This is a genomic window from Bradyrhizobium sp. CCGUVB23 (genome assembly GCF_024199885.1).
Taxonomy (GTDB): Bacteria; Pseudomonadota; Alphaproteobacteria; order Rhizobiales; family Xanthobacteraceae; genus Bradyrhizobium.
Genome location: NZ_JANADQ010000001.1, coordinates 6,609,478 through 6,628,637 on the forward strand (window position 1 = coordinate 6,609,478; position 19,160 = coordinate 6,628,637).

The following is a 19,160-nucleotide window of genomic DNA, read 5'->3' on the forward strand; positions in this document are numbered from 1 at the left end:
CCGTGCGGACAGACGAGCTTGCCTTTGGCCAGTTCCGGCTCGATCGCGCCAATGCGCTGCTGTGGCGCGGACCGGAGCGCGTCGTGCTGGCGCCGAAGCCGTTCGAGGTGCTCTGCTGCCTGATCAAGCACCCCGGCGAGCTCGTTACCAAGGAAGAGCTGCTCGACGCGGTCTGGTCGGATCTGCATGTCAGCGAGTCCAGTCTCGCTGTCGCTATCAATGTGCTGCGTGCGGCGCTCGGTGATGACAGGCAGTCGCCCAGCTATATCGAGACGGTCACGCGGCGCGGCTATCGCTTCATCGCTCCCGTCACCACCGCATCATCGCCGGTCATCGAACGGCTGGAGGAGACGTTCGAGGACGTCGTCGACCGCAGGCGGCAATGGCGTGTCGGACGCACGACGGCGCTCGAGACGCTTGACACCGCGCTGCAGAAGGCCCGCGCCGGACAGCGTCAGGTCGTCTTCATCACCGGCGAAGCCGGAATAGGCAAGACGACGCTCGTCCAGATGGCTCTCGATCGTATGACGCGTGAGGGCCTCTGCGTGCTGCATTGTGGCTGCAACGAATTGTTCGGTACCCACGAGGCCTTCCTGCCGTTGATCGAAGCCCTGAACGAGCAGTGCCGCGGCGCGGGAGGCGCCGCTCTGCTCACTGCCATTCGCGAGCACGCGCCGACGTGGCTCGCCCAGATGCCAAGCTTCCTTGGGGAAGGTGATCGCGCTGCCTTCCAGCACGAGCTTTTCGGCGCGACGCGGGAACGCATGCTGCGTGAGTTCGCTGATCTCCTGGAGAGCCTCGCCTCAAAACGGCCATGGGTCATCATCCTTGAGGACCTGCACTGGAGCGACTTTGCCACCGTGGATGTTCTGTCGCGGCTGGCACGACGGGACCGCAAGGCGGCGATCCTGGTTCTCGCCACCTATCGGCCGATGGAAGTCGCGGTCGGCGGACATCCGGTCAAGGCGGTCCACCAGGATCTCCATATCCACGGACATGCAACCGAGCTTGCGCTCGACCGTCTGACAGGGAGCGACGTCGAACGCTACCTTGCCCTGCGCTTCAACTCGGCCGAACTCGCCGGTGAACTGGTCGAGCGTGTCTTCGCGCGGACCGAGGGACAGCCCTTGTTCGTGACGTCACTCCTCGATCATCTCGTTGCCCAGGGCGTGCTCGTCGAGGATAGCGGCGGGTGGCGGCTGGAGCGCGAGGAGGTTGCCTCGCATGACAGCATGCCGCGCGATTTGCAGGGCATGATCGCGCGGCAGATCGATCACCTCACGGCCGAGGAGCGCAGCCTGCTCGAGGTGGCAAGCGCGGCGGGGGCCGAGTTCTCGGCGCTGCACATTGCCGGCGCGCTCGATCGGAACGTGCTGGACGTGGAGCAGATGTGCGAGGAGCTGGCGCGTGCCGGCCGCATCATCGTTGCAGCCGGCTCGACCGAATGGCCGAGTGGAGAGGTGTCGGGCCGCTACGCGTTCCAGCACGCGTTGTACCAGGAGATGCTGTACCAGCGGCTGGCGCCGGCGCGCCGCGTGAATACTCACGTGCGGCTCGGTGTCAGTCTCGAGCCCGGTTATGGATCGCAGGCGGCGGAGGTTGCCTCAGTGCTCGCGCGTCACTTCGAGCTGGGACGCGATTTCGCAAAGGCAACGCGCTATCTCACCGTGGCGGCCGAAGGCTCGGCGCGGCGATTCAGCACGCGCGAGGCTGCAAACTACCTCACACGTGCCCTGGATCTCGTGCCGCATCTGCCGATGGACGTGCAGGTGCCGACGCGCCTGAAGCTGCTCCTGCAGCGCGCCTGGGCCTGGCGAGCCGGCGGCGACTTCCTGAACTCGCTGCAGGATCTCGGCGCGATCGTGGCCCATGCAGCGGAGAACGGCCTCGTTCGGGAGGAGGTGAACGCGCTGGTCGATCTCAGCAGGTTCTGCCTCTATATCGATCGGCGACGATGTCTGCCCCTCGCCGAGCAGGCACTGGCGAAGAGCCGGACGATCGATGACGCGGCATTCGCTGCCCTGGTCAGGGGCAACGTCGCCAATCTGAAGCTGATGCTGCGCGGCTGGAGCCGCGAGGATGCCGAGTTCTCGGCGCAGGCGTCGGCACTGATCTCGGAAGCGCAGGACCTCAGCATGCGGCTGCGGCGCTGCTCCATGGAAATGGTGCTCGAGTTCCTGAGGTCGAACTATTCGGCCTGCATTGATGCGACGAGCAGGGGTAAGCAGCTCGCCCGCATGCTCGGCGACGTCTACCTCTTCGTGCTCTACCAGTCGGTCGAAGCGTTCGCGTCCCTCTATATGGGCGAATGGGGGGCGCTGCAGCAGAGCGTTCGCTCTGCGCTCGCCATCGCGGACCGGAACGCGAATCCGCAGGCACGCGCTTTGTGCCAGCTCACGATCGGGTGGCTCCACGCCGCGGCGCAGGACCATGAGATCGCGGCGAAACACGCGGAGGAAGTCACCAACCCGATGCTCGAGGTAAACCCGTTCACCTTCTTTCTCGGCAGGAATTTGCTGGTGCGGGCCCATCTCGGGATGCGCAACTTCACTCTGGCACGCCAGCATCTCGATGCCATCGAGCGGCGGATGGAGGTGGACGGTGTGCCGATCGAATCGCTGGTCATGCCGCAGTATTTGCTGAACTGCTGCGAGTACTGGATCGGGGCCGGCGACCTCGACCGGGCAAAGGCGGCAGCCAGCCGGTTTCACGAGGTGACGAGCGCGGCGCCCGATCGGCCGTTCCTCGCGCTGTGCCAGGAGGTGATGGCGAGAATTGCGCTGCTGAGCGGCGATGCGGAGATCGCCAGGCGGCACCTGTCCGAGGCCGCCTCGACCGTTCACCATGCCGGGCTACCCTACGCGGCATGGCGGGTCTATGCCGCGCTCGCGGAGTTTTACGCCAGCCGTGGAGAGGCACGGAAGGCGGCGAACTGGAGGCGGCACTTGAACAGGGTCGTGAATTCGCTTGCGTGTTCGCTCGCGCCTGACGATCCGCTGCGCTCGCTGTCATTCTTCGACCGCAGCGAGGTCGTCGGTGCAGCGGACACTTGCGTCCGCCGGCTCGACGTCAATCGGGAAACTCGCTGATATCTTGCGGTTCTCCGGGGGACGGGATCGGTCCGTTCTGCTTGTGCCGGCGCTCGCGAGATGCGCGATAGGCATCCCTGCGCAGCCGCATGATCGAGCCGAGCGGCTGATGATCGGCCAGGCAACGCCAGGGATCGAACGACAGGACGTCGTTGGCGTAGTCGCGGCGGGTGGAGGTATTGGCGGCCTGCGAGGGAAGGGTGATCTTGCCCAGCGGCTGCGGTACCGCGACACCCTCTGGCCAGTCGATCGAGGAATCTTCGACCGGCGTGCGTTTCAGGTCGGTGCAGAGCTGGGCGCGCAGTTCATACTCCGCAAAATTCTTTTGAAAGAACTCTGTGACCGAGTCCCGCACGATTTCGTCGCCGTCATGGCTGGGCTGACCCGTGAGCTTGCGCACGGCATCCGAGATCGGCACCGCCCGGATCCTTGCGATATAGTCGCCGAAGCGGAGCGTGCCCTCGGTGTGAAAGGTTTCGCCGAGGATGTTGTTGCCGGGGTCGCCAAGCGCCTTCGCAAGCATTGGAATCGAGGCGCCGGTTGCGTTCGAAACCGTGATGGCGATGCGGGAGACGAAGCCCACGATCCTGAATCCGATGTCGGGGGTGTTCAGGTTGAGCTCGACGTTGCGCTGGGCTGCCAAATAAGCCTTGGCATCGGCCATGTAGCTCGGGTGATTGACGAGAAGGAAATCCTGGTTGGTTGAAGTGTCATCCGCCAGCGCCTTGTCGCCGGACACGCCCAAAACCTTGATTGCCATGCCGCGGGGCGCGCGAACACGATCGCTCTTGAGCCCGAAAGCGGTGGAGAGCCGGACGATGATCGGATAGCGGGCGGGCTTTGCGAACAGGCCCTGGCGCAAATGCGCCGGCAGATTGTCGTAGACGGTCAGCTCGCCGCGCAGGAAGCCGACGCCTTTGGCGTGTTGCTGGCGGATACCATGGTGAAATCGCTTGAAAGTGGCGTCGCTGGTCCGCTCGATTGAGGCGACGATGTCCCGAACGGCATCGGCCTCTTCGGGACCCGGTTGTTCGACAGAGGGATCGTAGCGCAGATATTGATCGGCTGACATGGTGCTGATCTCCAGCCCGCGGGTCGCCTGCCCTTTGCGAATGGTGGCGGCCGCTGGGCGAGTTCCATTGTAGACGCGTGCCCGTCGCGCGAGCAACCGGAACACGAATTCCGGTTGCTCTGACGCCCCCTTCCGTCGCGGCTTTCAGTCGCTTCTATTGCGCGACGCGCCGCGATGCGACGATGTTCTCCTGGCGAACTTCGCTGCGGCGCTCAGGCGTCGTGCAGACCTTGTCGCCGTAATACGCCTCGCGCCAGACATATCCCGACTGGCACGTGTCGCTGCCGGGCAGATGCCGGCTAGCGGCCCTTGCGTTCTCGCTTGCGACGACGCTTCTGGACTCCGGCGTGACGCAGACGAGGTCGCTCGGAACGGCGACCCGCCACACATAGCCGGAGGCGCATTCCATCGCAGCCATGGCCGGGCTGGCCGAGGAGACGCAGGCCGTCAGGAAGGCATAGAGGGCAGCGATCCGATAGCGACTCCGGACAGTGTTGTTGTCCGATCGCGAGGGAGAAGGTGCGCGTGCTGAAATGGTCATGATCAAATCCTCCTGAAATAAGGCGCCACGCGATCTCCCGATTGATGCGGAGGAGGCATGGACATCACCGGAGGCGATGCTACGGCGGAGGCAACAGCGGAGTCCTTAAACGCGCCTTATCTTCTTCTCATCTTTCTCTTAAGCGTGGCCGCCCTCACAGCGAGAACCAGACTATCGCCGCCATGCAGGCGAGGTGCACCAGCACGATCGCCGCGAGGTGAAGCGGTCCGGCCTTGAGGGACGGACCGCTCATCGCCGGGCTCCCTCAGTTCGATCCCGCCGCGGCCGCCGTGAAGCTGCGGTCGACGGCCTGGCTGACGTCGAGCTTCTTCGGCAGGATGCCGTAGCGGGTGGCGCGGTCGGAGGCTTCCTGCACCTCCTTCACCACGTTCTCGTCAATCACGATCGGGCTGGTGCGCTGCGCGGTGTAGGCGCTGAGCAGTACGTCCTCCGGCAGTTTGGTCAGTTCGGCAGTGCTCTTCGCATAGTCGCCGAGATGATCGAGCGACCATAGCCGCGCCCTGCTGAGGCGCTGCAAGAAATCCTGCACAGCGGCGCGCTTGCTGGCGATGGCGCTGTCGGAGGCGACGATGAAGGTGATGGTCGGCGTCAATCCTTCGCCGTCGGCGATCACGCGCGCCTTGTCCTTCAGTGTCGCGAACGAGACATACGGCTCCCACACCGCCCAGGCATCGATCGAGCCGGCGACGAGCGCGATCTTGGCGTCGACCGGGCCGAGCGGCGCGAACGTTGCGTCGTCGAGCTTGATCTGCGCCTTCTCAAGCGTCGCATCGATCAGGAACTGGCCCCAGCCGCCGCGGGTGCCGGCGAGGCGCTTGCCTTTGAGGTCGGCGGCCGACCTGATCGGTGAATCCTGCCGCACGAGGATGGCTTGCGTCTTCGCGTCCGATTTGGTGCCGCCGATCGCCTTGATCGGCGCGCCCGCGGCATAGACCGACAGGAAAGAGAGATCGCCGGTGTAGCCGACGTCAAGCGCGCCGGCGTTGAGCGCTTCGAGAATGGGCGCCGCCGCGGGGAATTCCGACCATTCGATTTTATAGGGCAGGTCCTTGGCCAGGCCGGAGATGTCCAGCAGCGAACGGTTGCCGCCTTTCTGGTCGCCGACGCGCAGCACGATCGTGTCGGCCGCGAGCGATGCGGCAGCCGTCGATAGGGTAATGGCGGCGGCGATCAGTGATGCTGCAAGCCTGCGCGTGAGGGAGTGATCGTGGGAGTCGGAGTTGATGTTCATGTGATGCTTCTTGTTCTTCCTGGCTCACGTGGCGTGAGCGACGATGCAGTGGGATGATCAAGTCTATGATCGGAGAGGCCGCAGTCAATGAAACGGCCAACCGAATTGCGCGCGCTTGCCAGAAGGACGTTTCATTGAACGAGCGTCCGCGAGAAGGCGATGTGCGCGATGCCCGATCTGCGCGGAAGATTGTGCAGGCGATGGAGTTTTCACGTGCTCCGCGAGCACGACGAGATCGTAACGAACTCGAAAAATCCTTTCGTCGTCGATGCGCGCGCTGGTGGAGAGAATGTCTGCGCTGCTCGCAACATTCGAAATTCCATTTCATTGACGATGCGGCCGACGCGCCGCATCATTTGCGCACCGCAATGAAGAGGCGAGGGATCTCGCCTCGAGGATATCCTTCTCTTAACGCAGCTCCGCACGGAACATGCGCAACGCGACGCGTTGCGTGGGCGGCGGAGCTTTGGGGCAATGAGGTGCAGATGAGCAATAACGAGGGCAAGCGCGGCAGTTCGGGTTTCGATCGGCGCCATCTGCTCCAGGCGGGCCTGGCGGCAGCGTTCGCCGCGCCGCTCGGCGCACTCGGTGCGCAGGCCTTTGCACCGCGCGCGATCGCGCCGGCGATCGATTTCTCGCAGTTTCCGCTGTGCCAGACAGCTTCTGATGCGCCCGCGCTCACGGGCGCGCCGCGCAAGCTGAAACTGTCGTGGAACGCGGGCGCCGTCTGCCTCGCGCCGGTCCCCGTGGCCATCGAGCACGGCTTCTTCCAGAAGCAGAATCTCGATGTCGAGCTCGTCAACTATTCCGGCTCGACCGATCAGCTCCTGGAGGCGATCGCGACGGGCAAGAGCGACGCGGGTCTTGGCATGGCGCTGCGTTGGTTGAAGCCGCTGGAGCAGGGCTTTGACGTCAAGATCGCGGCCGGTACCCATGGCGGCTGCATGCGCGTGCTGTCGCGCGCGGATTCCGGCGTTAACAAGCTTGCGGATCTCAAGGGCAAGATCGTTGCCGTGGGCGATCTCGGCGGCCCCGACAAGAATTTCTTCTCGATCCAGCTCGCAAAGCTCGGCATCGATCCGCTCAAGGACGTCGACTGGCGCGCTTATCCCGGCAACCTGCTGGATGTCGCGGTCCAGAAGGGTGAGGTGCAGGCGTTCCTGTCGTCCGATCCGCTCGCCTATCTCTGGCTGAAGGACAGTCAGTACAAGGAGGTTGCCTCCAATCTCGACGGTGAATATCGCGACAAGAGCTGCTGCATCCTTGGCCTGCGCGGCAGCCTGGTGCGCGCCGAGCCGCAGGTCGCGCGCGCCATCACGCAGGCACTGCTGGATGCTGCGATGTTCTCGTCGCAGAACCCGGAAAGGGCGGCAAAGTCGTTCCAGCCCTACGCGCCGAAGGCGGCGACGCTTGCCGACCTCGAAGGCATGGTGCGCTACCACACCCACCATCATCATCCGGTCGGCGAGGTGCTGAAGCGCGAGCTCAAGGCCTATGCGGACGATTTGAAGAGTGTCTCGGTATTCAAGCCGAGCACGGATACCTCCAAATTCGCGGAGCGCATCTATGTCGACGTATTCGCTGTCTGACGGCCTGCCGTCGGCCGCGCCGCGCGAGCTTGCGCTTGCCGGCTGGCTGAAGGAGTCCGGGTCGGGTGTTGCGGCGAGCCTCGCCTGGATCGCGTTCGGCTCGTCCTGCCTGCTCTGGGACGACGTCGGCGATTGGTCGCGGACCCATTCGCTCGGGATCGCCGCCTTCATCATCGCGGCCTTCGCGCTATTCGGGACGGTCGGTGCCGATTATCTCGGTTCGGCCGGACGCGCATTGCGCAACCGCGCGCCCTGGCTGCTGGCGCTCGGCCTGATCCTGACGTTGTGGGAGGTCGCGACTGCAAAATTCGCCTGGCTGCCGCTGCCGTTTTTCCCGCCGCCGCAGGCGATCGTAGAGGTCTATACCGACGATCTGCCAAAGCTGCTCGACAGCGTCTTTGCCTCGATCCGGCTCCTGCTCGGCGGCTATCTCATTGGGGCGGCCATCGGCTTCCTCACCGGCGTTTCAATCGGCTGGTCGCGCGCGGTCGGATATTGGGTGCATCCGGTGCTGCGCTTCATTGGTCCAGTGCCCGCGACGGCCTGGTTGCCGATTGCCTTCTTCACCTTCCCGTCGAGCTGGAGCGCCTCGACCTTCCTGATTGCGCTTGCGACCGGTTTTCCCGTCACCGTGCTGACATGGTCGGGCGTCGCGAGCGTCGGCAGCGCCTATTACGACGTCGCGCGCACGTTAGGTGCAAAGCCGTCCTTCCTGGTGCTGAAGGTCGCGATCCCTGCAGCACTGCCGCACGTCTTTGTCGGCCTGTTCATGGGGCTCGGCGCGTCCTTTGCCGTACTTGTCATCGCCGAGATGATCGGCGTCAAGGCGGGGCTCGGCTGGTACCTGCAATGGGCGCAGGGCTGGGCGGCCTACGCCAACATGTATGCGGCGCTGATCGTGATGTCGCTGCTCTGCTCCAGTGCAATCACGCTGTTGTTTGCGATCCGCGATCGCCTCCTGGTCTGGCAGAAGGGGACCGTCAAATGGTAGCGACTGCCGAGGTCATCGCTTATCCCGCCGCCGGTGCCGCGCTCGACATCGAGCAGGTCAGCCACGCCTTCGACATCGAGGGCACCGAGCTTCCGGTGCTCAGCGACGTCAGCATCGCCGTCGAACCCGGCGAGTTCGTCGCGCTGCTCGGTCCGTCCGGCTGCGGCAAGTCCACGCTGCTGCGGCTGGTCGCGGGCCTGGAGAAGCCGCTGGCGGGTGCCTTGCGCGAGGACGAGAGCCGTATCACGCACCCGCATCCCTCGCGCGTGGTGGTGTTCCAGGATCCAACGCTGTTTCCCTGGCGGACGGTCTGGGACAACGTTGCGCTCGGCCTTGAGGCCCAGGGCATCCTGAAAAGCCAGCGTCCGCGCGTCGACGCCGCGCTCGATCTCGTCGGGCTATCGGCGTTCCGCAACGCCTATCCGCACCAGCTCTCCGGCGGCATGGCGCAGCGCGTTGCGCTGGCGCGTGCGCTCGTCAACGATCCAAAAATCCTGATCCTCGACGAGCCGCTCGGCAAGCTCGATTCGCTCACGCGCATCACGATGCAAGCCGAGCTTGTCTCGCTGCGGCAACGCAAAGGCTTTACGACGCTGCTGGTGACCCACGACGCCGAGGAGGCGCTGGTGCTGGCCAATCGCGTCATCGTGTTCAGCGAACGACCGGCGCGCGTCAAAGCCGACATACGCGTCGACCGACCCTATCCGCGCCACCGCGGCGATCCCTATCTCGCGGATCTGCGCCGCCAAATCCTCGGCTTGTTGGGGCTCGACGCCACATGGTGACATCACAGGGCAACTCGGCGGCGAGAAGCCGCACCGCACAAAGCGAGCCGGACTACATCGAGCGTGCGCAGGGCCTCGCCGCGGTCTTCGCCGAGCGTGCCGCCGAGCACGATCGCGCGGCCAGCTTTCCCTTCGAGAACTTCAAGGAGCTGTCGGAAGCAGGCCTGTTGTCCCTGACAGTGCCCGCCGCGCTTGGTGGCGCTGGTGCGGGCGTGCGCTACGCGACGCGGATCATCGGCATCATCGCCAAAGCTGATCCGACCACCGCGCTCGTGCTCTCGATGCACTACATCAATCATCTGGTGATGGCACGAAGCCCGACCTGGTCCGCCCGCTTGTCGCGCAAGCTTGCGCGCGAGGCGGTCGAGAGCCTGGCGCTGGTCAATGCGCTGCGTGTCGAGCCGGAACTCGGCTCGCCCGCGCGTGGTGGCCTGCCTGCAACGGTCGCGCGGCGGACTGAGACCGGCTGGCGCCTATCAGGTCACAAGATCTATTCGACCGGTGTGCCGATCCTGAAATGGTACCTGGTCTGGGCGAGGACCGACGAGGCGGAGCCACGCGTCGGGCAGTTCCTGGTGCCGGCAGGCCTGCCGGGCACACGCATTGTCGAGACCTGGGATCATCATGGTCTCCGCGCGAGCGGTAGCCACGACGTCATATTCGACGACGTCGTATTCCCACTCGACTACGAGGTCGATGTCCGCAAACCAGCGGAGTGGCGCGGGCTCGATGCCACGCAGGCGACAACCCATACCGTCTTCATCGCCGCGATCTATGACGCTATCGCGCGCGCCGCGCGCGACTGGCTGATCGATTTCCTGAAGACGCGTGTGCCCTCCAGCCTCGGTGCGCCGCTTGCGACGCTTCCCCGCGCCCAGGAGGTTCTCGGCGCCATCGAGGCACGGCTTGCCGTCAATGCCCGGCTGATCGGTTCGTTCGCCGGCGACTTCGATGACGGTGTCGCGCTGTCGGCTGCCGAATCCAACGCGATCAAGCTCACCGTGACCAACAACTCGGTCGCCGTGGTCGAGGACGCGCTGTCGCTCACCGGCAATCACGGGCTTAGCCGCAGCAATCCGCTGGAGAGGCACTACCGCGACGTGCTGTGCGGTCGCGTGCACACACCGCAGGACGATTCGACGCGCATTGGCCTTGGCCGCACTGCGCTGGGACTTTGAAAATCATAGAGGAGACGATCAATGTCGATCGAGTTCATCGGCTTCATCAGCAACAACAATTCGTCCGAGACCATCGTCCGTGAGGGGCCGGTCCTGAACCCCACCCATATCGAGGCGGTCGCCAAGGCGCATGAAAACGCCGGTTTCGATCGCGCGCTGCTCGCGTTCCATTCGACGAGCCCGGACGCTCTCCAGGTAGCTCAGCACGTGCTGAATGTCACGGACCGCCTCAACGTGCTGATCGCGCAGCGTCCCGGGTTCACCGCACCGACGCTGCTGGCACGGCAGTTCGCGGCGCTCGATCAGTTCTCGCGCGGCCGCGTCGCGCTGCACGTCATCACCGGCGGCAATGCGACCGAGCTTCGGCAGGACGGCAACACGCTCGACGACAAGGACGAGCGTTACGCCCGCACGTCCGAATTCCTCGACATCGTCAGGCTGGAATGGACCAGCGACAAGCCATTCACCTACAATGGCAAGTACTACCAGGTCGAGAACGGCTTTTCGCAGGTGAAGCCCTTCCACCCCGAGGGCATTCGCATCTATTTCGGCGGCGCATCGGATGCAGCGATCGACGTCGCCGGCAAGCACGCCGACACCTTCGCCCTCTGGGGCGAGTCCTACGCTCAGGTGCGCGACGTCACCTCGCGCGTGCATAACGCAGCGGTCAGGCAGGGGCGGTCGACGCCGCGCTTCAGCCTCTCGGTCCGGCCGATCATCGCGCCGACCGAGAAGCAGGCCTGGGAAAAGGCCGAAGCGATTTTGGCGCGCGCCGCAGCGCTTCAGGACAAGACCGGCTACCGCAAGCCGGCCGACGGCCATGCCACCGCCGGCGCGCGCCGCCTGCTCGCGCTCGCAGACCAGGGCAGCCGCATCGACAAGCGCCTGTGGACCGAGATCGCAAAGCTGACGGGCGCCAACAGCAACACGACCGCGCTGGTCGGCACGCCCGAGCAGGTCGCCGAAGCCTTCGGCGACTACTACGACCTCGGCATCTCGCACTTCCTGATCCGCGGCTTCGATCCGCTGATCGACGCCATCGAATATGGCCGCGAGCTGATCCCGCTGACGCGCGAGCTGATTGCCAAGCGCCAGGTCGCTCGCGGTGAGGCCGCCGAATGATCAGGCTGATGCTCGCCGGCGCGCTGCTGTTCGGTTCGTTTGACCTCGCAGGGGCGCAGACAACCCTGCGCGTCGGTGATCAGAAGGGCAATGCACGCGCCGTGATGGAGGCGGCCGGGCAGCTCAACGACGTACCGTACAAGATCGAGTGGAAGGAATTTCCGGCAGCCGCGCCGCTGCTCGAGGCGCTCAGCGCCGGCGCGATCGAAACCGGCCTCGTGGGCGACGCGCCCTTCACCTTCGCCGCCGCCTCCGGCGTGCCGGTGAAGGCGATCGCCGCGATCCGCCAGACCGGCGAAAGTCTCGCGATCCTCGTGCCGGAGAACTCGCCGATCAAGAGCTTTGACGATCTGCGCGGCAAGAAGATCGCAACCGGCCGCGGCTCCATCGGCCATCAGCTCATTCTGGCGGCTTTGGAGAAGAACGGCTGGAGCGCGACCGACGTGCAGATCACCTTCCTCGCGCCCTCCGACGCCAAGATCGCCTATACGCAAGGCTCGGTCGACGCGTGGTCGACCTGGGAGCCCTATATCAGCCAGGAGCAGGTGCTGTTCAAGTCGCGCCGCATCATCACCTCCGAAGGCCTGACGCCGGGTCTCAGCTTCCAGGTGGCGCGGCCCGAGGCGATCCGCGACAAGCGCGCCGAGTTGACCGATTTCGTCCGGCGCCTCACCGCCGCGCGCGTCTGGTCGATCAACAATGTGAACAGCTATGCCGAGACCTGGGGCAAGCTGATGAACATCCCGGCCGCGGTGCCGCTCAACTGGCTCTCACGCGCAAAAATGCGCATCGCGCCGATCGACGACAGCGTGATCACGGACGAGCAGGCTACGATCGATCTCTATTTCCGCTGGGGTCTCATCAAGCAGAAGCTCGACGCCGTGGACATCGTCGATCGCTCCTTCTCGGGCGGGATCGCAAAAGCGGGATTGTAGGCTGTTGCTCGTGTCCCGGACGCGGTGCAGCGCGCAGCGCTGCGCCGCAGAGCCGGGACCTACGCCGCATAGAGCGCTCTCGGCAACATGGGCCCCGGCTTAGCAGCGCACCACTGCGTGATGCGCTGCATCCGGGGCACGAGACCTCACAAATACTCAAGCATTCGTGAGATGAGAACGAGGTTTCCCTCTCGGCCGCCATTGTCGAAATATTCCTCCTGCGTTCTCCATTCCCGGTAACAGCCGCATTGCTATTTGCACCGTGCCTCTTGCCGCACGCTACCTCCCGTCAAAAATCAACCAGACGACCACATCGGGAGACCGGCCATGGGCCTGCAACAAACAAAAATCGAATCGCTTCCCTTCGTCACAGCCGAGCTCAACTATCTCGCACCCACGTCGGGCAAACCGCGCACCTACGCGTTTGATCCGCCGCCGGGCGAGCCAAAGACCACCTCATTGCCCGAGCCGCACCAGGTCCCGATCTTCGACGGGCGTCTGATCGCGGAAAACTTCTCGCTCGACCGCGAAGGCTTTGCGCTGGTGCGCCATCCGACGCGCGTGAGGGATTTTTACAACGACGAGGAGGTGAGGGCGGTCTACTACCCCGCCGTCGAAGCTTTTCTCCGCGCAACGTTGAAGGCCGAGCGCGTCGTCATCTTCGATCACACCGTGCGCAGGCGCGTCGATGGCGCGGCCGACATCCGCGGCGCAGGTCCGCGCCAGCCCGCAACGCGCGTGCATGTCGACCAGACTGTTGCCTCGGGCGCCAACCGCGTCCGCGAGCATTTGCCTGATGAGGCCGAGGAGCTTCTCAAGGGTCGTGTGCAAGTCATCAATCTCTGGCGACCGATCCGCGGTCCCTTGCGCGATTCTCCGCTCGCAATGGCCGACGGTACGACGGTTGCGCCCGGCGATCTCGTCGCCTCCGACCTGATCTATCCCAACCGCCGCGGCGAGACCTATTCGGTGAAGTACAATCCGAACCATCGCTGGTTCTATTTCCCGGAGATGACACCGGACGAAGCGCTGCTGCTGAAGTGCTATGATTCCGCAACCGACGGCCGCACCCGCTTCGGGCCGCATACCGCCTTTGTCGATCCGACCACGCCGGCCGATGCACCCCCACGCGAAAGCATCGAACTGCGGACACTGGTGTTTCACAAACCGTAACAATGTGTGATGGCAGTGCCGGGCCACGCTCGGCACTGGCTTCAGGAACTTTGTCGACGAGCTCGCGTTGTTGGCGCCGGAGGCGGGGTCACCTTAGGTGGGGGACGCCATGCGCGCGCTCATCGCCGTGCTTTTCTTGTTTGCCTTTTCCTCGCCAGCCGACGCAGAGAGCGGACTAGCCTCATATTACGGATACGGAAAAGCCGCCAGGAGCGGCGAGATGACGTGTGCCCATCGGACGCGGCCGTTCGGCACCGTGCTCACGGTGTCCTATGGCGGGCGCTCTATCCAATGCCGCGTCAACGATCGCGGTCCGTTCATCCGTGGCCGCATCGTTGATCTATCCGTCCCTGCCGCTCGCGCGCTCGGCATGATGAGCGCGGGCGTGGTGCGGGTTTCCGTGCAATAGGCATGCGTCTGCCCGCAAGCTCGCTATAATGCCGCCCAACCAATGTCGAGGGGGGCGCAATGGCGAAGATCAGGGTGGGGCTCGTGGGATGCGGCTTCGTTTCGGAGTTGCACATGTATGCGTTTCGGCGCGTCTATGGCGTCGATGTCGAGGTTGCGGCGGTGGCCGCGCGCGGCGACCATGTCGTGGAGTTCGCCCGCCGCCATCAGATCGCGCGCAGCTATCGCAGCTTTTCCGACCTGATCGCCGACGCCGATATTGACGTCGTCGACATCTGCACGCCGCCCAATCTGCATGCGACGATGATCATTGCGGCCATGCAGGCGGGCAAGCACGTGATCTGCGAGAAGCCGTTCGCCGGCTATTTCGGCCGCGAGGGCGATGAGCAGCCGATCGGCAGGCACGTGCCGAAGGCGTTGATGTACGAGCGTGTGCTGGAGGAGATGGCAACTACACGCGATGCGATACAGCGGACCGGCAAGCTCTTCATGTATGCCGAGGATTGGGTCTATGCGCCGGCTGTGACCAAGACCGCCGAAATCATCAGGGCGACGAAGGACAAGATCCTGTTCATGAAAGGCGAGGAGAGCCATTCCGGCTCGCATGCCGCGCACGCCGCGCAATGGGCGATGACCGGCGGCGGCTCGCTGATCCGCATGGGCTGCCACCCGCTGTCGGCCGTGCTGTACCTGAAGCAGGTCGAGGCGAAAGCGCGTGGCGAGGAGATTCGAGTCGCGAGCGTCACCTGCGATGTCGGCAACGTCACCGCCGGTCTCAAGCCGGAGGAGCGCACCTACATCAAGGCCAACCCGGTCGATGTCGAGGATTGGGGCACGCTCACCATCACCTTCTCCGACGGTACCAAGGCCACGGTGTTTTCCGGCGACATGATCATGGGCGGCGTGCGCAACCTGATCGAGACCTACACCAGCGGCGGCTCGCTGTTCGCCAACATCACGCCGAACACGCATTTGATGAGCTACCAGACCAGCGAGGAGAAGCTCGCCTCGGTCTACATCACTGAAAAGGTCGACCGCAAAACCGGCTGGCAATATGTCTGCCTCGAAGAGGAATGGACGCGCGGCTATTTGCAGGAGATCCAGGATTTCATGGAGTGCGTGGCGACCGGACGACAACCGCTCTCCGATCTCGCGCTGGCCTATGAGACGATCAAGGTGAACTACGCCGGTTACTGGGCAGCGGACGAGGGCAGGCGGGTGGTGTTATAGAGCTTTCTTCTGGGTGAAGCAGCCGCGCATGCTGCTATCCCTTCTCCCCTTGTGGGAGAAGGTGGCGCGAAGCGCCGGATGAGGGGGTCTATCCGCGAGTCCAACTGAGAGAGGTGTTCGCGGAGAGAACCCCTCACCCGTCTCGCCGCTGAAGCGGCGAGCCACCCTCTCCCGCAAGGGGAGAGGGGAAGAGTCAGCGCCAGCTTAACGTTCGTAAACGCGTCCTACGCCCCGTACGTCGATCCCTTCGGCAGCGGAAACACCGGATCCTGGGTCCGGATGTTCGTCGGCCACACCACCGAGATGTGCTCGCCGGCATTTTGCATCACGACCGGCGTCGAGCGCTCGTTCTGGCCGGAGAGCGGCGTGCCCGGCGGGAAGAACTTTACGCCGTAGCCCTGGATGGTGCCGCCCGCGGGGATGTCGACATCAAGCGCGGCCTTGCGGATCGCATCGGGTTCGAAGCTGCCGTATTTCTCCTTCGCCACCGGCAGCACGTTGTTGAGCAGCACCCAGGTCTGGTTGAAGCCCATCGAGCAGTGCGGCGGCACGTCGGTCGCGCCGGTCTTCGCCTGGTAGCGCGAAACCATGGTCTTGATGAGATCGCCCATGCCGGGGGCGAGCTTCGACGGATCGAGCAGCTGTGCCGGCACCGGATCGATGTTGCAGAAATTGTCGATGTCGGCGCCAAACGTCGTGCGCAGCTTGTCGAGCTGGCTGTAGCCGGCGCCGGCGCCGAACAGCATCTTGAAGCGCAGCCCGCTCTCGCGCGCCTGGCGCAGAAACAGCGTGATGTCGGGGTTGTATCCGGCATGCGAGATGACGTCGGCCTTGGCGCGCTTGATCTTGGTGACGAGTACCGAGAGATCGGGCGCGGAGGCCGAATACCCCTCTTTCAGCGCCACCTGAACTCCAGCCTCCTTGGCATAGGTTTCGTCGGCGGCGGCCACGCCCACCCCATAGGGGCCGTCCTCGTGAATCAGCGCGACCTTGACGTCCTTCGGATCCATGCCGAGCTTGGCTTTCGCATGCTCGGCGAGGAAGCCCGCGAAGGCCTGGCCGTACTGGTCGGAGTGGATCTGCGCGCGGAAAACGTATTGCAGGTTCTTGTCCTTGAATACGGCGGTCGAGACCGCGGTCGTGATCCAGAGGATCTTCTTCTGTTGCTCGACCTTGGCGGAGAGCGGAACGGCGTGCGAGCTCGCATAGACGCCGTTGATGATGTCCACCTTCTCCTGGTTGATCAGCCGCTCGGCTTCGTTGATTGCGACGTCGGGCTTGCTCTGCGAGTCCGCGGCAACAGGCACGATCTTGGTCTTGCCGCCGATGCCGCCCTTCTCGTTGACGAGGTCGATCGCGATCTGTGCGCCGATCGAGGAAGCGACCGAGCCGCCCGCCGCAAACGGGCCGGTCAGATCGTAGATCACACCGATGCGCAAAGTTTCAGCTTGTGCCTGGGCGCGTGTCCAATCGAGGCTGAGTGCGGCGGCGGCAGCCGCCGAGGTCTTCAGCAGTGTCCTGCGTGAAGTCGGCATCCTATCCTCCCTTCGAACCTTCGGTTGAGACCGGCTCTATGCCTGTTTTTGCCAAGTATTTGGAGGGGATGGTGGAAAGTCAACATGCGCCGCACTAGGCAATTCGGACATGCCCGCGGCCATGATCGAGATCAAGGCGCCTGTTCGCCAGCCCGACTAACAAGACATCATGGATGTCGTCCCCTTCGTCGCTGCCGCAGCCTCGCTGCTGGCAATTCCCGGCCCGACCAATACGCTGCTAGCCACCTCCGGTGCGTCGGTCGGCTGGTCGCGCTCGCTTCATCTGTTGGCAGCCGAACTCGCGGGTTACCTGCTGGCGATCCTTATCCTGCGCGCGCTGCTGGCCCCGCTGATGATCGCGGTGCCGATGGTCGGCACCGCATTGCGCGTCGTGGTCGCGCTCTACCTTGTCCATCTTGCCGTGCTGCTGTGGCGTCACGGCGCCAGCGACTTCGGCAGCCATGCGCCGGTGACGTTTCAGCGCGTGCTGATCACGACCCTGCTCAATCCGAAGGCGATCATCTTTGCATCCGCCCTGCTGCCGTTCGAGGTCGGCGCTTGCGATCTCATGCCACGACTCGCCTTGCTCGCGGCCCAGATCGCCACGATCGGCTCGGCCTGGATTGCGCTCGGCGTCTCGCTCGGCTGCGGGTTTGACGGGATCGGGCGTCCCGCTCTCGTCTACAAGCTCAGCGCGATTGCACAGGTCATTCTCGCCGGCATGATCGGCACGCACTCCCTCGGGATCGCTTAAGGCCGTTACGCAGCCCCGCCTGACCTGATCGAGGCAGGCGGACATGGCCGATCAGCATGCCGGCGGCGCCGCGCGCATTTTCCCCTGAGTATCATTCTTTTGCTCCATCGTCGGTGCGTGCGCGCACGCGCTGTGGGAAGTCGCATTGCCTCCCGTTTTTGTGATGGATTTCTGCTGGCTTGTTCGGCGCCAGCCGAGGGCGACGATGGGCCTTCGGCTTGTGCGCATCGCGGATTGCATGCCATCCTAACGAGGCAAATTGCATGGGAAGCCCAATTCCCGGCATGGCCATCGAGCCAGTTTTAAGGGTTGGAACGCAAAACGCTCAAGGAGAAGGGACATGGAATGGACGCATCGTCTTGCAGGGCTGGCTTGCGCCGGTCTCCTGCTATCCCCGGTCAGTGCTTTGGCAGGCCCCAAGGTGGTGTCCGGTCCGGGCGCCGATCCCGGATGTTTCAAGCCTTGGTCCAGCCAGACCAAGTTCTTCCAGTGGGATAAGAAGCCGGGGCCTTACAAGATTGCCCTCGTCAACGGCTTCGTCGGCAACACCTGGCGCATCCAGATGGTGAAGACGGCGAAGGCCTTCGCCGAGCAGCCCGGCATCAAGGAGAACATCAAGGAGTTCAAGGTGGTCTCCACCGGTACCGATGTTGCAGCGCAACTCGGCGCGATGGAGGACTTCATCAATCAAGGCTTCGACGGCATCGTCACCATCGCGGTGGCGCCCGACGGTTTTGATCGCATCATCCGTCTCGCCGACAAGAACAACGTGGTGGTCGTTCCCTTCGACAACATCCTCGACACCGACAAGGTGATGATGGTCAACGAGGACCAGAAGGAGATGGGCCGCATGTCGGCGAAATGGATCATGGATGAAAGCGGCAAGAAGTCCGGCGACATCCTGGAGGTCCGCGGCCTGCCCGGCAATTCGGTCGATCGCGACCGCCATATCGGCTTCCGCGAGGTGATGGAAGCGCCCGGCAACAGCTTCAAGATCACCGAAGTGGTTGGCAATTGGGATACCGGCACCTCGCAGAAGGTGACCGCAGACGCGCTTGCGGTCCACGGTCATTTCGACGGGGTGTTCACGCAAGGCGGCTCCGACGGCACCGTGCAGGCGATGATGTCGGCCAAGCATCCCTTCGTGCCGATGTCGGGCGAGGGCGAGAACGAGTACCGCAAGCAGATCGCCGATCACGCCAAGGACGGCCTCAAGGGTATGTCCTACGGTCAGTCGCCGGCGCTGGTCGCCATCGCCATGAAGGCGGCGATCTCGGCGCTCCAGGGCAATCCCATGCCGCAGCTGATCTCGATCCCGATTCCGGTCGCGACCTACAAGGATCTCAAGCCCGGCACCAACTACTGGCCGGACCTCAACGCGAACTTCTTCGCGCCAAACCAGTTCACGCCCTGCGGCGTGAATTTCACCGCGCCGGAGATCATGTCGCAAAGCGAAAAGAATACCCAGTGACGGAGCTGGAGATGTATTGCTTGCGGCCCGGCCTT

General features: G+C 64.1%; 17 protein-coding genes. 13 read left to right on the forward strand and 4 right to left on the reverse strand.

Annotation, left to right across the window (positions count from 1 at the left end):
• Positions 1-2 precede the first annotated feature (2 nt).
• The gene (locus NLN62_RS30575; RefSeq protein WP_254111295.1) at positions 3-3,089 is read left to right on the forward strand and encodes an AAA family ATPase; all 3,087 of its coding nucleotides are present in this window, start codon (positions 3-5) and stop codon (positions 3,087-3,089) included.
• On the opposite strand, the gene NLN62_RS30580 is transcribed toward NLN62_RS30575, so the two are convergent.
• The 3 genes from NLN62_RS30580 to NLN62_RS30590 form a co-directional block, all read right to left on the reverse strand.
• Positions 3,070-4,161 carry a catalase family protein gene (locus NLN62_RS30580; RefSeq protein WP_027524489.1) on the reverse strand — a complete coding sequence of 364 codons (1,092 nt, stop codon included), beginning with the start codon at positions 4,159-4,161 and terminating at the stop codon, positions 3,070-3,072. The genes NLN62_RS30575 and NLN62_RS30580 overlap by 20 nt on opposite strands.
• A gap of 154 nt (positions 4,162-4,315) precedes the next feature.
• Positions 4,316-4,702: a hypothetical protein gene (locus tag NLN62_RS30585; RefSeq protein ID WP_254111296.1), complete on the reverse strand. Its 387-nt coding sequence runs from the start codon at positions 4,700-4,702 to the stop codon at positions 4,316-4,318.
• Positions 4,703-4,967: 265 nt separating this feature from the next.
• Complete coding sequence (locus NLN62_RS30590) at positions 4,968-5,954, reverse strand: ABC transporter substrate-binding protein (protein WP_254111297.1); 987 nt, start codon at positions 5,952-5,954, stop codon at positions 4,968-4,970.
• Positions 5,955-6,122: 168 nt separating this feature from the next.
• Between NLN62_RS30590 and NLN62_RS30595 the strand changes: the two genes are divergently transcribed.
• From NLN62_RS30595 to NLN62_RS30640, 10 genes are all read left to right on the forward strand, one after another.
• Positions 6,123-6,326 (forward strand): hypothetical protein, encoded by a 204-nt coding sequence (locus NLN62_RS30595; protein ID WP_254111298.1) that lies wholly within the window; start codon positions 6,123-6,125, stop codon positions 6,324-6,326.
• Positions 6,327-6,439: 113 nt separating this feature from the next.
• The gene (locus tag NLN62_RS30600) at positions 6,440-7,543 is read left to right on the forward strand and encodes an ABC transporter substrate-binding protein (protein ID WP_254111299.1); all 1,104 of its coding nucleotides are present in this window, start codon (positions 6,440-6,442) and stop codon (positions 7,541-7,543) included.
• The gene (locus tag NLN62_RS30605; RefSeq protein WP_027524492.1) at positions 7,521-8,534 is read left to right on the forward strand and encodes an ABC transporter permease; all 1,014 of its coding nucleotides are present in this window, start codon (positions 7,521-7,523) and stop codon (positions 8,532-8,534) included. The genes NLN62_RS30600 and NLN62_RS30605 overlap by 23 nt, the downstream gene beginning before the upstream one ends.
• Positions 8,528-9,319 (forward strand): ABC transporter ATP-binding protein, encoded by a 792-nt coding sequence (locus tag NLN62_RS30610; RefSeq protein WP_254111300.1) that lies wholly within the window; start codon positions 8,528-8,530, stop codon positions 9,317-9,319. The genes NLN62_RS30605 and NLN62_RS30610 overlap by 7 nt, the downstream gene beginning before the upstream one ends.
• The gene (locus NLN62_RS30615; protein ID WP_254111301.1) at positions 9,313-10,497 is read left to right on the forward strand and encodes an acyl-CoA dehydrogenase family protein; all 1,185 of its coding nucleotides are present in this window, start codon (positions 9,313-9,315) and stop codon (positions 10,495-10,497) included. The genes NLN62_RS30610 and NLN62_RS30615 overlap by 7 nt, the downstream gene beginning before the upstream one ends.
• A gap of 21 nt (positions 10,498-10,518) precedes the next feature.
• Entirely contained in the window at positions 10,519-11,619 is a 1,101-nt protein-coding gene (locus NLN62_RS30620; protein WP_254111302.1) for an LLM class flavin-dependent oxidoreductase, read from the forward strand.
• Positions 11,616-12,554 carry an ABC transporter substrate-binding protein gene (locus NLN62_RS30625; protein WP_027524496.1) on the forward strand — a complete coding sequence of 313 codons (939 nt, stop codon included), beginning with the start codon at positions 11,616-11,618 and terminating at the stop codon, positions 12,552-12,554. The genes NLN62_RS30620 and NLN62_RS30625 overlap by 4 nt, the downstream gene beginning before the upstream one ends.
• Before the next feature lie 327 nt (positions 12,555-12,881).
• Positions 12,882-13,727, forward strand: a complete 846-nt coding sequence (locus tag NLN62_RS30630) for a CmcJ/NvfI family oxidoreductase (protein WP_254111303.1) — start codon at positions 12,882-12,884, stop codon at positions 13,725-13,727.
• A gap of 109 nt (positions 13,728-13,836) precedes the next feature.
• Positions 13,837-14,136 carry a septal ring lytic transglycosylase RlpA family protein gene (locus NLN62_RS30635; protein ID WP_254111304.1) on the forward strand — a complete coding sequence of 100 codons (300 nt, stop codon included), beginning with the start codon at positions 13,837-13,839 and terminating at the stop codon, positions 14,134-14,136.
• A 59-nt stretch (positions 14,137-14,195) separates the two neighbouring features.
• Positions 14,196-15,365 carry a Gfo/Idh/MocA family protein gene (locus tag NLN62_RS30640; RefSeq protein ID WP_254111305.1) on the forward strand — a complete coding sequence of 390 codons (1,170 nt, stop codon included), beginning with the start codon at positions 14,196-14,198 and terminating at the stop codon, positions 15,363-15,365.
• A 224-nt stretch (positions 15,366-15,589) separates the two neighbouring features.
• Here the strand turns inward: NLN62_RS30640 and NLN62_RS30645 are convergent, their stop codons facing one another.
• The gene (locus NLN62_RS30645; protein WP_254111306.1) at positions 15,590-16,900 is read right to left on the reverse strand and encodes an ABC transporter substrate-binding protein; all 1,311 of its coding nucleotides are present in this window, start codon (positions 16,898-16,900) and stop codon (positions 15,590-15,592) included.
• Between the two features lie 169 nt (positions 16,901-17,069).
• On the opposite strand from NLN62_RS30645, the gene NLN62_RS30650 reads away from it, so the two are divergent.
• Positions 17,070-17,654, forward strand: coding sequence for a LysE family translocator (locus NLN62_RS30650; protein ID WP_027524501.1), 585 nt, complete (start codon positions 17,070-17,072; stop codon positions 17,652-17,654).
• A 340-nt stretch (positions 17,655-17,994) separates the two neighbouring features.
• Positions 17,995-19,125, forward strand: a complete 1,131-nt coding sequence (locus NLN62_RS30655; RefSeq protein ID WP_027524502.1) for a sugar ABC transporter substrate-binding protein — start codon at positions 17,995-17,997, stop codon at positions 19,123-19,125.
• Positions 19,126-19,160 lie beyond the last annotated feature (35 nt).